This window comes from Pseudorhodoferax sp., from assembly GCF_047601025.1.
In the GTDB taxonomy this organism is placed as follows: Bacteria; Pseudomonadota; Gammaproteobacteria; order Burkholderiales; family Burkholderiaceae_C; genus Pseudorhodoferax.
In genome coordinates this window covers 437534-450134 of record NZ_JASGJZ010000001.1, presented here as the reverse complement: position 1 = coordinate 450134, position 12601 = coordinate 437534, and the positions used below count along the sequence as shown (strand labels likewise).

At 73.7% G+C, this 12601-nt stretch carries 9 protein-coding genes; 5 read left to right on the top strand and 4 right to left on the bottom strand.

The genetic code is table 11. The features are described 5' to 3' along the window. Positions 1 to 70: 70 nt before the first annotated feature. Complete coding sequence (locus QM782_RS02120) at positions 71 to 2983, bottom strand: protein kinase domain-containing protein (protein ID WP_415201292.1); 2913 nt, start codon at positions 2981 to 2983, stop codon at positions 71 to 73. A gap of 161 nt (positions 2984 to 3144) precedes the next feature. Between QM782_RS02120 and QM782_RS02115 the strand changes: the two genes are divergently transcribed. After that, positions 3145 to 3657 carry a hypothetical protein gene (locus QM782_RS02115; protein ID WP_415201291.1) on the top strand — a complete coding sequence of 171 codons (513 nt, stop codon included), beginning with the start codon at positions 3145 to 3147 and terminating at the stop codon, positions 3655 to 3657. A 26-nt stretch (positions 3658 to 3683) separates the two neighbouring features. On the opposite strand, the gene QM782_RS02110 is transcribed toward QM782_RS02115, so the two are convergent. Continuing rightward, a complete protein-coding gene (locus QM782_RS02110; RefSeq protein WP_415201290.1) occupies positions 3684 to 4166 on the bottom strand; it encodes a GNAT family N-acetyltransferase in 483 nt (160 codons plus the stop codon). 66 nt (positions 4167 to 4232) lie between these two features. Between QM782_RS02110 and QM782_RS02105 the strand changes: the two genes are divergently transcribed. Together QM782_RS02105 and QM782_RS02100 are read left to right on the top strand one after the other, a co-directional pair. Next, a complete protein-coding gene (locus QM782_RS02105) occupies positions 4233 to 4784 on the top strand; it encodes an ECF-type sigma factor (protein WP_415201289.1) in 552 nt (183 codons plus the stop codon). Between the two features lie 475 nt (positions 4785 to 5259). Further along, complete coding sequence (locus QM782_RS02100; RefSeq protein WP_415201288.1) at positions 5260 to 5619, top strand: hypothetical protein; 360 nt, start codon at positions 5260 to 5262, stop codon at positions 5617 to 5619. Positions 5620 to 5624: 5 nt separating this feature from the next. Here QM782_RS02100 and QM782_RS02095 read toward each other — a convergent pair whose 3' ends face one another. Further along, positions 5625 to 5945, bottom strand: coding sequence for a hypothetical protein (locus tag QM782_RS02095; protein ID WP_415201287.1), 321 nt, complete (start codon positions 5943 to 5945; stop codon positions 5625 to 5627). A 417-nt stretch (positions 5946 to 6362) separates the two neighbouring features. Here QM782_RS02095 and QM782_RS02090 point away from each other — a divergent pair, with 417 nt between their 5' ends. After that, complete coding sequence (locus QM782_RS02090; RefSeq protein WP_415201286.1) at positions 6363 to 6542, top strand: hypothetical protein; 180 nt, start codon at positions 6363 to 6365, stop codon at positions 6540 to 6542. 32 nt (positions 6543 to 6574) lie between these two features. Continuing rightward, complete coding sequence (locus tag QM782_RS02085; RefSeq protein ID WP_415201285.1) at positions 6575 to 11476, top strand: neuraminidase-like domain-containing protein; 4902 nt, start codon at positions 6575 to 6577, stop codon at positions 11474 to 11476. Between the two features lie 157 nt (positions 11477 to 11633). Here the strand turns inward: QM782_RS02085 and QM782_RS02080 are convergent, their stop codons facing one another. Further along, positions 11634 to 12356 (bottom strand): PEP-CTERM sorting domain-containing protein, encoded by a 723-nt coding sequence (locus tag QM782_RS02080; RefSeq protein WP_415201284.1) that lies wholly within the window; start codon positions 12354 to 12356, stop codon positions 11634 to 11636. Between the last annotated feature and the right edge of the window lie 245 nt (positions 12357 to 12601).

The window sequence follows — 12601 nt, the reverse complement described above, 5'->3', positions numbered from 1 at the left end:
GGGTGTGGGGTGGTTGGACGGGGGCTTGCGCTTCAGCCTGCACCACGCACTGGCGTCGCCGCGGCGGACATCAGCCAGGGTTCGAGGCCAGCGCGCGCAGCATCGGCAGCGGCGATGTGGCCAGCAGTGCGGCGGCGGCCAGCCGCTGCCTGCGTGCATCCTGCGCGTGGCCGAGCTGCGCCAGCGCGCGCGCCGACCAGTGCAGCGCTTCGCCGTGCCAGGCGCTGTCGGGATGCACCGCGCGCCAGGAGGCCAGCAGCGGCTCCAGCACGCGCAGCGCCTCGGCGGCGCGCCTCTCGTGCAGCAGCAGCCGGGCCTGCGCGACCCAGGCCGGCGCCGAGCGCGGCGAGGGCTCGACCTGGGCCTGCTCGAACAGCGCCAGCGACTGCCGCACCCAGGGCGCGGCCTGCGCGGCATCGCCGCGGTCCAGCCAAGCGCTGGCCAGCTCGGCCGCGATCACGGCCTGGCCCGACCGCCGGGTGGCCGTGCGGCCCGGGTCGTCCCAGGCGCGGCGCGCATGGGCGATGGCCTCGTCGGTACGGCGCTGCAAGCGTGCGTTCAGGGCGGCGATCGCCCAAGCCTCGGCGCGCAGTCCGGCCTGCGCCTCGCCGATGCGCTGCACGGCTTCCTGCACCATCTGCGCAGCGGCGTCAGCCTCGTTGCGCAGCGCCTGCATCTGCGCGTGGCGCAGGAATTGCGCGATCTGGACCGGGCTGGCGTCGGCGCGCAACGGCCGCGGCGCCAGCTCCAGTTCGACCGACAGCGCATGCGCTTCGTCGGCGAAGCGCGCATAGCCCAGCGCTCCGGCCAGCGCCGCGCGCGTGTCGCGCTGGTCCAGGTTGTCCTCGCCGCGCTGCTGCGCGTCGATGGCCACGCTCGCGCTCAGCAGCACCAGCGCTTCGTTGATTTTGCCGGTCTCCGACAGCGCCAGGCCGAGTTGGTACATGGCCATGTGCACGCGCGGCGTGTCGCTGCCGTCCAGAACGCGCTGGTCCTGCAGCACGCGGCGCAGGATCGGCACCGCATCGGCCGGCCGGTCGTTGCTGCGCAGTGCCGCGCCGTACCAGCGCTCCACCAGCGCCAGCGTGACCTGGGGCCGCAGCGCCCCCAGGCTCGCCTCAGCTCGCGCGCGGGCCTCTTCGGCCGCGCCGAGCTGGTCGCGGTGCTGGTAGAAGCGGCCGTAGGTGCTGGCCAGCAGGCCCATGGTCAGCACGGTCTGCTCGTGTCGCGGCCCCAGGTGCTGCTCGGCCAGCGCGATCGCCTGCTGCAGCGTGGCGTAGGCGGCCGGCGCGTCGCCGCGACGGGCGTGCTGCAGCGCCTGGCTGCGCAGCGCCAGCACGGCGTCGGCCGCGGTCGTCGGCAAGCCGGCCAGCGCATCGGGCACCAGCGCATCGGCGATGCGGCCGGCCTCGTCCGGATGGTGCAGCTCGAGGCTCTGGGCCAGCAGCGCGCGTGCGTGGATGCTCAACGGGTGGCGTGGGCCGTGCACCAGCGTCGCCCGCGCCACGGCCGCGCGCAGGGCGGGAGCACCGCGCGATGGATCGCCCAGCCCGGCCAGGCCCTCGCCGACGACCACGCCCAGCTCGGCCGCCACGCGTGGCTCGGCGGCCAGCTCCTGCTCGATGCGCTCGCCGGCCACCGCTAGCAGGTCGGCCGCCAGCACCGCGCCGGCGGCACCCTGGCGCGGCTGGGCATGGCGCAGGATCGAGGTCACGAACTGCCTGGCCTGCTCGGCGCGCTGCGCCTGCTCGCGCGCGTGCGAGGCCTGCCACAGCGCGGCGCCCAGGCCGGCCAGCAGTGAGGCCAGCACCAGGGCGGCCACGGCCAGCGGCAGCCGGCGTCGGCGCAGGAACTTCATGCCACGGTAGCGCCAGCTCGGCGGCTGTGCCAGCACCGGTTCGCCCTGCAGGTGGCGGCGGATGTCGCCGGCCAGGGCCTCGACGCTGGGATAGCGCGTGGCGGTCGAGACGCGCAGCGCCTTGTGCACGATGGTGTCCAGGTCGCCGCGCAGCGCGCGGCGGGTGGCCGCGTCGCCGGCACGCAGGCTCGGCGGCACCACGCGGACCTGGTGCAGGGCCTCTTCCATGTCCGCCTGCACGCGCGGCCCCAGCGTGTAGGGCCGCTGCCCGACGAGCAGTTCGTACAGCACCACGCCCAGGGAAAACACATCGGCCAGGGTACCGACCGGGTGGTTGCCCAGGTACTCGGGCGCGGCGTAGTCCGGCGTGATGGGCCGGCCGAGCTGGCGCGTGAGATCCGTCATCGCCGGATCGTCGTCGTCCAGCAGCTTGGCGATGCCGAAGTCCAGCAGGCAGACCTCGCCCTGGGGGGTGACGAGGATGTTGCTCGGCTTCAGGTCGCGGTGCACCACCAGGCGGCTGTGCGCGTAGGCCACGGCGTCGGCGACCTGCAGGAACAGCTGCAGCCGCTGCGGCACGCCGAGGCGGTGTGCGTGGCAGTGCTGGTTGATCGGCTGCCCGTCCACGCAGGCCATCGCCAGCCAGGGCCGGCCCTGCTCCGTCAGGCCGGCGTCGTACAGCCGCGCGATGTGCGGGTGTTCCAGCGTGGCCAGGATGTCGCGCTCGCGCGCCATGCGCCGCGCGAAGCCGTGCGCCCAGCTGGCGTGCGGCAGCTTCAGCGCCACCTCACGCTGCAGGCCGCCGTCGCAGCGCCGCGCGCGCCAGACGGTGGACATGCCGCCACGCCCGAGCTCGGCCACCAGCAGGTAGGGGCCGATCCGGTCGCCCGGCGCGTCTTCCACCAGGCCCTGCGCGGCCAGCAGCGCAGGGGCGCCGCGCTGCAGGAAGTCGTCGGTCTCCAGCGCGGCGCGCGCCAGCATGGCGCGCAACTGCGGCAGCAGCGGTCGATGGTCCGGCGGCAACGTGGTCAGCCAGGCGTCGCGGCGCTCCGGCGGCAGGTCCAGCGCCGCGGCCAGGAGCTGGTTGAGCTGCCGCAGGGTCTGCATGTCGGGAGGCGGGCGCATGGGGGTCAAGCAGCATCCTTGTCGACCGTTCCACGCATTGTCTGCACCGAACCGGACATCGGGCACATCCCCGGAACATGGGCGACGGCGCCGGGGCGCCCGCTGTCCTGCCTGCGCGCGCGACTGCGTGGAACGGAGTTCCATCGATAAGGAGGTGCAGCATGTTTCATCCAGGTGCCGCGGCCGGCTTGGCCATCGCGTTGTCGCTCGCAGCCTGTGGCGGCGGGGACGACCCGCCCGCCGACGCGTCGCCCCATGTGGCGCTGGCGATCGTCGAGGCTGCGCCGGTTACGCACGCCGGCGACCTGCGCCTCGCACCCGGGGCCGGCGCGACCATCGCGCTGCGCGAGCCCGACGGCCTGTCGGGCGAGCCGTACTGCTTCGTGCGCTTCCCATCGACGCTGCACACCGACGGCGGGACCTACGAGTTCACCCTGGCCTTCCGTGTCCGCGACCGGCGCGTGCTGGCGGTGACGCTGCTGCACCTGGACACCCGCTGGTGGGTCGCGGCCTTTCAGCCCGATGCGGCCCAGGCCAGCGTGGACGCTGCGCGCGGCACGCTGCACCTGGCGCGCCTGCGCAGCACCCAGGGCATCCAGGTTGGCTTCGAGGCGGTGCTGGACGGCTGGGTGCGCTTTCCCAGCGACCCCAAGGAGCCGGCATGCGCTGCATGAGCCAGGACGGTGCGGCATGCGGCGTGCTAGAGCTGCCGGCGGAAGAAGCGCGTGTCGACGGCCATGACGGGAAAGCGCGCCGGCAGCGCGGTCCGCGCGATCTCGGCGAAGCCGTTCCTGGCGTAAAAGCGGTGCGCAGCCTGGAAATGCTCGGTGGTGCCCAGCCATGCCGTGCCGAAACGCCGGGCCGTGGCCCAGGCGAGCAGTCCGTCGAGCAACTGCCGGGCCACGCCGTGGGCCGGCCCGCGCCAGCCGCGGGCCACGAACATCTTGCGCAGCGCGCCCTGGTCGTCGCCGATGTCCAGCCATCCGATGCTGCCGACGACAGCGCCGTCGGCCGTGGCGACCCAGAAATTGCCCTGGCCGCGCTGGTAGAAGCCGGCGATGTCGGCCAGGTCGGGCTGGTCGGCCAGCGTGACGGCGAGGCCGAACTCCGCCTGCTGGATCGGCAGGACCAGGGCGATCACCCCGGCAGCGTCGGCGGGCAGGAAGGGACGGATCTGCAGCATGCTCGTGTTCCTTGTCGTGATCAGGCCCGCCGCGGAGCGGCGGTGCCAGGCGCTATGCTCCGGCCGATGGCGACCGAGACCCCGCCCGCATCCGGCCCGGCCGTGGCTCCGCCCGCGGTGGAGGCGCTGTTTCCGGCGTTGTACAGCGAACTGCGGCGCCTGGCGCGTTCGCGCCTGGCCGGCGGCCGGCCGACGCTGCTGGATACCTCGGCCCTGGTGCACGAAGCCTATCTGCGCATGCAGCGCGGCGGTGGCGTGCAGGTCGCCGACCGCGAGCACTTCCTGGCCTATGCCGCGTCGACGATGCGCTCCATCCTGATCGACTTCGTGCGCCGGCGCAGCGCGGACCGGCGCGGCGGCGGCCTGCAGCATGTCACGCTGGACACCCTCGCCGCCGAGCAGTTGGGTGCCTCGACCGACGAGGAGATCCTGGCCGTGCACGAAGCGCTGGAAGCCCTGGCCGAGGTCGATGCACGGCTGGTGCGCGTGGTCGAGATGCGCTATTTCGCCGGCCTCAGCGATCTGGAGATCGGCGCCGCGCTCGGCGTGACAGACCGCACCGTGCGGCGCGACTGGGAGCGCGCGCGCCTGTTGCTGTCGCAGATGCTGGCGCGGTGAGGGCATCTCAGTTGTCCATGGCGCTGCGCGCCACCCGCATCGCATGCAACCGGAGCCGACGCTGTTCCCTCTCCCGCTGGCGGGGGAGGGCTGGGGTGGGGGGTGGCGCGGCGTCGTGCAGGCCTTCACCCCAACCCGCTCCCAGAGGGAGAGGGAGTGAAGACCGGCGCGCTGCGCTGAATGGGGTGCCCGGTTGCATTTCAGGGCAGAGTGGATGCCGCGGCCGGCAGCGGCTGCATGGCGTGATCGAGGTGCGCGCGCCGGGCATGGCGCGCGGGGTCGATGGCAGGTGGATCGCTGCGCAGGTCGGGACTTGGCATGGCGGGCATCCGGTGAGGTGAAAGGGCGGGTGGCACGCGCCCCCACGACCGGTCCCACGCAGCCGGCGCAGCGCGGCGGACATGCGGGCGCCGCGTCCGCCGCGGCGTGCGTGCTGCGTGGTACGGGGTGTTTCAACCATCACACGGAGACCCTCATGTCCATTTCCCGTTCGACCTCGTACTGGTTGCTGGCCCTGGTGACAGCCGGCGGCGCGGCCTTCGCGTACGACGTGCCGCCATCCGGTCTGCCGCCCATGTCCACGGCCCGGCAGCAGGTCCTGCACGACCATGCCGTGCAGGCGTTCCGCGCACAGCGCTATGCCGCTGCCTACGGCCGCTTCGTGCGGCTGGCCGACACCGGCCACGCGCCCTCGGCCCAGCTGGCGCTGGCCATGTTCCAGCACGGCGAAGAACTGTTCGGCAATGCCTGGACGGCAACGCCGGAGCAGCAGCGGCGCTGGCAGCAACTGGCGCAGCAGGTGCCGGTCGGCGCCCACGAGCCGGCCGGCGAGTAGCGCGCCTACGGCTCGTTCTGGCATAGCCAATGCCAGCGCAGGGCCGGGTCGCGCCGGCAGGCGTCCAGCAGCACGCGCCGGGCCAGGTTCACTGCCTGCGGCACCGGTGCGGCAGGCGCACGCCACAGTTCGCCCGGCGCATGCACCGGCTCGGGCCGGGTGGCATTCGGCGCGTCGCGCCCGGCCGCGGCAGCGCGCGCCGGCACCGGCTGCGCGGCCCAGGCGGGGCCCGGCCCCATCGCCATCACCACGAGCACCAGCCCGGGCAACACCGCCGCGCGCAGCGGGCGCGGCGTCGCGGTGGAACAGGGGCGGCGCAATGGCATGGCGTGGGGCTCGACGGATGGCCGAACGGGCCGAGTGTGGGCGCTTCGTCTCTGTGTGGGGTGTGTTGCAGGCGCCCTTTGTCCGCAGATTTGTGGAAGCCCGCCAGGCAGCGCGTCCGTCCTGGCCGGCCTGCGGCGTGAAACCAACAGCACCGCGCGGACCCCCCCGGCCGTCGCGGCCCGATACCGCCGGTCGTTCTCTCGCGCCACCGGTCCACGAAAGGATGCTCCATGGACAGTCCCTCCACTGCCGCCGTCGCGTCGCCCATTTCGCTGCCCGAAGGCGGTGGCGTGCTGCGCGGCATGGGCGAGAAGTTCGCACCCGACCCTTTCACCGGCAGCAGCCGCTGACCTGGCGCGATGGTGCAGCGCCGACCCGCTCGGCCCCGCGGACACGTCACGGTCGAGGCCGGCGCCATGGTGGGCATAGGCGGCAGCTACGGCCTGGAGACGCGCAAGGCCAATGGGTTGCTGAGCCTGCCGCTGGTGCGCGCCAAGGCATCGGTCGGCATCGACGTCGAGGGCATCAACGCCCTGGAACGCGTGGTCACACGGGGCGTGATCGACCTGTACATGCCCAACATCACCGGCATCTGACGGCCTTCAATCAACACCAGGAATCCACCACCATGTACACCCATCCCTCCCGCCGCACCGCACAGGCATCCGTCCACGCCACCGCCGGCGGCATCGGCATCCAGTTCACCGCGCCAGCGCCCGGCGCCGTGGTCGGCCGCCAGTTGCAGGCCAGCGGCCGCATCACGCCGTTCAACGGCGTCATCCACGATGTCGTCCTGCAGTGCGACGGCGTGGCGCTGTCGCCGCCGGTCACGCTGGGCGGCTTCCAATGGAGCTGGTCCGGCGCGCTGCCGGCCCACGTCGGCGCGCAGCAGCCGGTTCAGCTCGTCGTGCAGGTCGCGGGCGTGTTGTACGGCCCGCCCGGCCCGGGCGGCGAACCGCCCGAGGAGATCCCGGCCAGCGGCAGCTCCAGCGTGACGGTGCGGCCCGAGGCCGAGCCGCCGCTGCTGCAGGTGGACGGCTTCACCTCGCCGGTCACGCCGGCGATGCTGCCGTACCCCTTCGTGCTGTCGGGCAGCGCCTCGGACGGCGAGGGCTCCACCTCGGGCCTGGTGCGCGTGGAGGTGCAATTGGGCGATGCCGAGTTCGTGCCGGCCGAGAACCCCCGGGGCGACTGGTCGAGCTGGCGGCTGCCGCTGCAGATGCCGGCCGGCGAGCACCGCTTCACGGTGCGCGCGGTCGACGGCTTCGGCAGCGTGGCCACGGCCCAGCGCTACCTGGTGGTGCAGATCCCGGTGGAGCTCGGCGAGGTCGAGCAGGTGTTCGAGCGCCCGGCCTATCTGCGTGCGCTGCGCGATTTCGCGCGGCGCTGCGTGGCCATCGACGGCGGTCCCGGGCCGGATGCGCAGGCGCTGGCTGTGCGTTTCCTGCAGCCCTTCGACGCGTTGACCGATCCGGCCCGGTACGCCCGCGCAGTGGCGCCGGTGGCGCGCACGCGCATCGCGGTGGAGGTGCTGCGGCGCCGGCTGGCGCAGGCCGTGCCGGCCGCGCTCGACCAGGCCTTCCGCGCCGACGTGTACGCGGCGCTGCTGCACCAGTTCGGCACCGACGCCCAGGCGCTGGCCCTGGCGCGCGCCGGTACGCATGAGGAGCGCCAGGCTCTGGCCGCGCGCCTGGGCCTGGCGCTGTCCGGCACCCGCCCGGACGTGCTGGACGCGCTGGCGCTGGACCCGGCCTCGCTGGACGATGCCGCGCTGGAGCACCTGTTCGGCCTGCAGCCCATCGCCGCGGCCGAGCCGCTGCCGGCGCCGCCGCCAGTGGGGGCGCTGCTGCTGGCCCAGCTCGACGCGCTGCGCCAGGACTGGCAGCGCCGCGACACGCAGGAGCGCGATGGCGCCGCGCAGCCGCTGCCGCTGCTGGATCCGGACCTGGTGGCACCGGGCCAGTTGCGCCAGCGCGGTGGCGACGACCAGGCCCAGGTGCTGTGGACGGCACGCGCGGCCTGGATCGCGGCCGAGCTGGCGCGCATCCGCGCCATCGGCGCCGGGGCCGCGGAGGGCGCCCGCTTCGACCTGCTGGTTGGCGAATGCATCGGCCCGCTGGACTTCGCCGCGCTGCTGCAGCAGGACGCCGACGGCATCGACATCACCCCCGTGCTGCAGCCGATGGCGCTGGCGCGCCCGGCCTTCCGCCTGCTGGCGCAGTGCCGCGCGACGCTGGACGACGGCCTGCCGCTGCAGGCCGCCCAGTGGGCCGAGGTGCACGACATCGCGCTGCAGGTCGCCAAGCGCCGGCTGGCCGCTGCCTGGCGCAGCGAGGAGCGCGCCGCCGCCCTGGTGCTGGAGCCCGAGCGCTTCCAGGCCGAGCCGGATCCGGCGGCCCCCGCCGCGGACCCGGCCGGCCCCTGGCGGCGCGAAGCGGGCGAGGCCGCCGCCTGGGCTGCCACGCTGCAGGCGCGCCAGGCCCAGGCCGTGGCCGTGCGCCAGGCTTTCGCCGCGGCTGTGGACTTCGCGCAGGACCGCGCGCTGCCGGCGCTGCGCGACGCGCTGATCGCGCACTGGGGCGCCCAGCAGCAGCCGCCGCTGGGCGCCCAGGCCGCGGCCACCCGGCTGTCGCACGCGCTGGCCATCGACCTGCGCGACGGCACCACGGTGCGGGTCTCGCGCGTGATGCAGGCCATCGAGACGCTGCAGGGCCTGCTGTTCTCGCTGCGCGCCGGCCGGCTCGGCCCGGCCGACGGCGGTGCCGGCTGGGAGATCCGCGCCGACGCCGGCTTCGACCGCGAATGGGCCTGGATCGGCAGCTACCAGACCTGGCTGGCAGCCGAGCGCGTGTTCGCCTATCCGGAGAACCAGCTTCTGCCGACGCTGTACCTGCCCGACGCGCCGCACCTGGCACCCAGCCCAGCCTGGACGGCGCACCTGGCCCGGCTGCGCGCGCAGGCGGCGCTGTCGCCGGCGTCGGCGCGCGCACTCGCCGCCGAGTACCTGGCTGCGCTGCGGTCCGAGCCGGGCGTGGACCTGCCGGGCGCGGTGGCCGCGATCACCGACGAGCGCGACGACCAGGGCCTGGCCGCGCTGCAGGCGCTGTCGACCGAACTCGTGGCGGACCGCGCCGCGCATGCGGTGCCGACCTGGCTGTGGGAGGTGTTCTGGTTCGTGCCCATGTCGATCGCGCTGCAGCTGCAGCAGGCCGGCCAGTTCCTGGCGGCGCTGGGCTGGTACCGCACGGTGTTCGCGTTCGACCTGGCGGCCGGCCGGCGCTGCATCTGGCACGGCCTGGCGCGCGAGGCCGCGATCGATTCCCGCTATGACCGCGTGCCCGAATGGCTGTCCGATCCGGACAACCCGCACGCGATCGCGCGCACGCGGCGCAATGCCTACACGCGCTACACGGTGCAGAGCATCGCCGGCTGCCTGATGCGCTATGCAGACACCGAGTTCGCCCGCAACCAGGCCGAGGCCACGGTGCGCGCACGCACGCTGTACGAGACGGCGCTGGCGTTGCTGAGCCTGCCCGAGGCCGCGCCCGACCCGGCCGCGGCGCAGCGCCATCCGCCGAACCCGCTGTGGGACGCGCAGGTGTCGCGCGCGCAATCCAGCCTGGACAAGATCCATGCCGGGCTGAACCTGGCCGGTCTGCCGCTGGTCCTGCTGGACGATCCATCGACCCAGGTGTTGCCCAGCCCCTACCGCTTCGGCGCGCTGTTGGAGCGCGCACAGAGCCACGTGGCGATCGCGCAGCAGATCGAGTCGGCCTATCTATCGGCGCTGGTGGCGGCCGACGCGGCCGCGCTGACCGAGCTGCAGGCGCGTCAGGGCATGGCGCTGGCACGCAGCACCGTGGTGCAGCACGACCTGCGCGTGGCCGATGCCGGGCTGGCGCTGGCCCAGGCCGCGACCGGCCGCGACCGCGCGCAGGCGCTGGTGGACCACGCACAGGCCCAGCTCGACCGCGAGGCCGGCTTCGGCAGCTTCCTGCGCATGGTGTCCAAGCTGCACAGCATCGCTACGGCGCCGACGACGGGCTGGAGCAAGCTCGGCGGGATGGCCGGCCTGGCTGCGGACATGCTGGAGCGCCGCGGCGCGCTGAACTACCAGCTCGGCCTGGCGCACTTCGACCTGCGCGTCGGCCAGTTGCAGGTGGCGCGCGCCGGCCAGCAGCAGGCGCTGGCGCGCGCCGAGCGCAGCCAGGCGCTGCTGCAGGTCGAGCACGCTGAGGCGTTGGCCGATTTCCTGGCGCGCAAGTTCACCCAGGCCGAGCTGTTCGAGTGGATGGGCCGCGTGCTGGGCGAGGTCTATGCCTACTTCCTGCAGCAGGCCACGGCGCTGGCCCAACTGGCGCAGGCCCAGCTGGCGTTCGAACGGCAGGAGCGCGGCCTGGCCTTCATCGGGCCCGACTATTGGCAGAGCGATGCCGAAGGCGCATCCGCGCCGGCCGACCGGCGCGGCCTGACCGGCTCGGCCCGGTTGCTGCAGGACATCGCGCGGCTGGACCAGTTCGCGTTCGAAACCGACCGGCGCCGGCTGCAGCTGTCGCAGACCCTCTCGCTGGCCCAGCTGGCGCCGCTGGAGCTGCAGCGCCTGCGCGAGACCGGCGTGCTGGCCTTCCACACGCCGATGCGCATGTTCGACGCCGAGTTCCCGGGCCATCACCTGCGCCTGGTGCGGCGCGTGCGGCTGTCCATGGTGGCCACGGTGCCGGCGGTGCGCGGCGTGCGGGCCACGCTGTCCACGCCCGGCCTGTCGCGCGTGGTGGTCGAGCGCGACGGCTTCGCCAGCGTGACGCTGGCACGGCCGGCCGAGGCCATCGCGTTCACCGGCACCAGCCAGGCCAGCGGCCTGTTCGAGCTGGAGCCGGACCGCGGCCTGCTGCTGCCGTTCGAGGGCATGGGCGTGGACGCGGCCTGGCGGCTGGATCTGCCCAAGCCGGCCAACCCGTTCGACTACGGCCAGATCGCCGACGTGCTGCTGACGCTGGACTACAGCGCGCTGGACAGCCGCGACTACCGCCGCAAGGTGGTCGCCGGCCTGGGCCGGCGCGTGGGGGGCGAGCGCCTGTTCAGCGTGCGCCACCAGTTCCCCGACGCCTGGTACGCGCTGCACAACGCGCAGGCCGAGCCCGACCCGGCGCGCCGCATGCGCATCGACCTGCCGCTGCGCGGCGAGGACTTCCTGTTCCATGCGCAGGCGCGCGCGGTGGAGCAGCTGTCGCTGGTCTGCGTGCGGCGCGACGGGCTGCGCGAGGAACTGGAGATCGCGGCCGTGCACCATCTGGCGGCGGGCGGCAGCGAGACCGTCAGCAGCGCGGCGGTCCGCACGGTCGAGGGCATGGCCAGCACGCGCCGTCCCTCGGGCGCCGGCTGGCGGCCCTTCATCGGCATCGACCCGGCCGGCGACTGGCGCATCGCGCTGGTGGACACGCCGCTGCTGCGCAGCTGGTTCGAGCAAGAGCTTGTCGACGACATCGTCTGGGTGGTGGGGATGTCGGCACAGGGGCCGGCGTGGGATTGAAACCACCCGCACGGCGCTGGCGCCGGCGGTCCGGCGGCTGAGGCATGCGCCGCGCCGCGGTCGTGGGAAGCCTGCCGCCAGGTCGCGCGGACCTGGCGCGCGGCGGGCGTGCCCGGGCGCATGCACCCATCGCCCGGGCCGGCCTGGGCCGGCGGGTTCAGGCCGCCGCGCGGCGCAGCCGCCACCCCAGGCCCAGCAGGCCGCCCGTCAACAGCGCCAGGCTGCCCGGCTCGGGAACCGATGCGCTGACGCCGCCGAACGTGAAATCGTCGATCGTGAAGCCTTCCGATCCACGGCCGAAGATCTTGAAGCCCCCGATGTCGGCGCTGTCGTGTTCGATGCCGACGAAGTAGCCGGCATCGCCAACGCCCGTTTCGAGGATTTCCTCGTCTTCGAACGAGAAGGCGAAGATGGTGTTCTGCGCGATCAGGGTGACGAAGTCGAGCTGCTGGTTGACCCAGAAGCCCACGCGCGAGACCTTGCTCGGGAAAAACACCTCCATGAAGGCGCCTGGCCCGAAGTTCGTCTCGCCGTCGAAGTTCACCGTGCCGAGCACGTTGCTGCCGGAATGCGCATCGCCGGCGACCGCGCCTTCGAGCCGGTAGATGGCCGGCGCATTCACGCCCACCATGCCGCCCACCGTGAATTTGACGCCCGGGGCCTGGTCGAACAGGAAGGCGCCCGGGTCCACCGCCAGGCCCGACGTGTAGCTGCTGATGGCCTGTGGCGTTCGGCCATGGGGGGTGCTGCCTTCGAAGTCGAGCACGGTGGCGCCGCTCTGGAACGCGGCGATCGTGGCCGCGTCGCGCGTGACGATGACGTCGGCCGTGGCCAGCGTGCTGCAGGCGGCGAATGCCAGGGCAATGGGAAACCGTTGCATGGGAAAGCCTTTCTTGGAGGATGGGTGGAACGGTGCGTGGCTTTTTCAGGGCCACGCCTGTTCCACGCAGCTACGGCCGCAAGGCGGACAAGCGGCCGCCCGGCGCTTCCGGTCGGCGTTGCGGCGCGCGGTCCACCAGCCGCTGCCGTTCCGGACGGGGCTTGCTGCCTGTCAGGGCCGGTCCAGGAACGCGAGCGCCTCGGCCAGCAGCGCGTCGGGCGCTTCCTCGGCGATGTAGTGGCCGC

Bases quoted from the DNA above. Each gene is read 5' to 3' on its own strand.
- QM782_RS02120 (WP_415201292.1), bottom strand. From the start codon at position 2,983: ATGCGCCCGCCTCCCGACATGCAGACCCTGCGGCAGCTCAACCAGCTC.
- QM782_RS02115 (WP_415201291.1), top strand. From the start codon at position 3,145: ATGTTTCATCCAGGTGCCGCGGCCGGCTTGGCCATCGCGTTGTCGCTC.
- QM782_RS02110 (WP_415201290.1), bottom strand. From the start codon at position 4,166: ATGCTGCAGATCCGTCCCTTCCTGCCCGCCGACGCTGCCGGGGTGATC.
- QM782_RS02105 (WP_415201289.1), top strand. From the start codon at position 4,233: ATGGCGACCGAGACCCCGCCCGCATCCGGCCCGGCCGTGGCTCCGCCC.
- QM782_RS02100 (WP_415201288.1), top strand. From the start codon at position 5,260: ATGTCCATTTCCCGTTCGACCTCGTACTGGTTGCTGGCCCTGGTGACA.
- QM782_RS02095 (WP_415201287.1), bottom strand. From the start codon at position 5,945: ATGCCATTGCGCCGCCCCTGTTCCACCGCGACGCCGCGCCCGCTGCGC.
- QM782_RS02090 (WP_415201286.1), top strand. From the start codon at position 6,363: ATGGTGGGCATAGGCGGCAGCTACGGCCTGGAGACGCGCAAGGCCAAT.
- QM782_RS02085 (WP_415201285.1), top strand. From the start codon at position 6,575: ATGTACACCCATCCCTCCCGCCGCACCGCACAGGCATCCGTCCACGCC.
- QM782_RS02080 (WP_415201284.1), bottom strand. From the start codon at position 12,356: ATGCAACGGTTTCCCATTGCCCTGGCATTCGCCGCCTGCAGCACGCTG.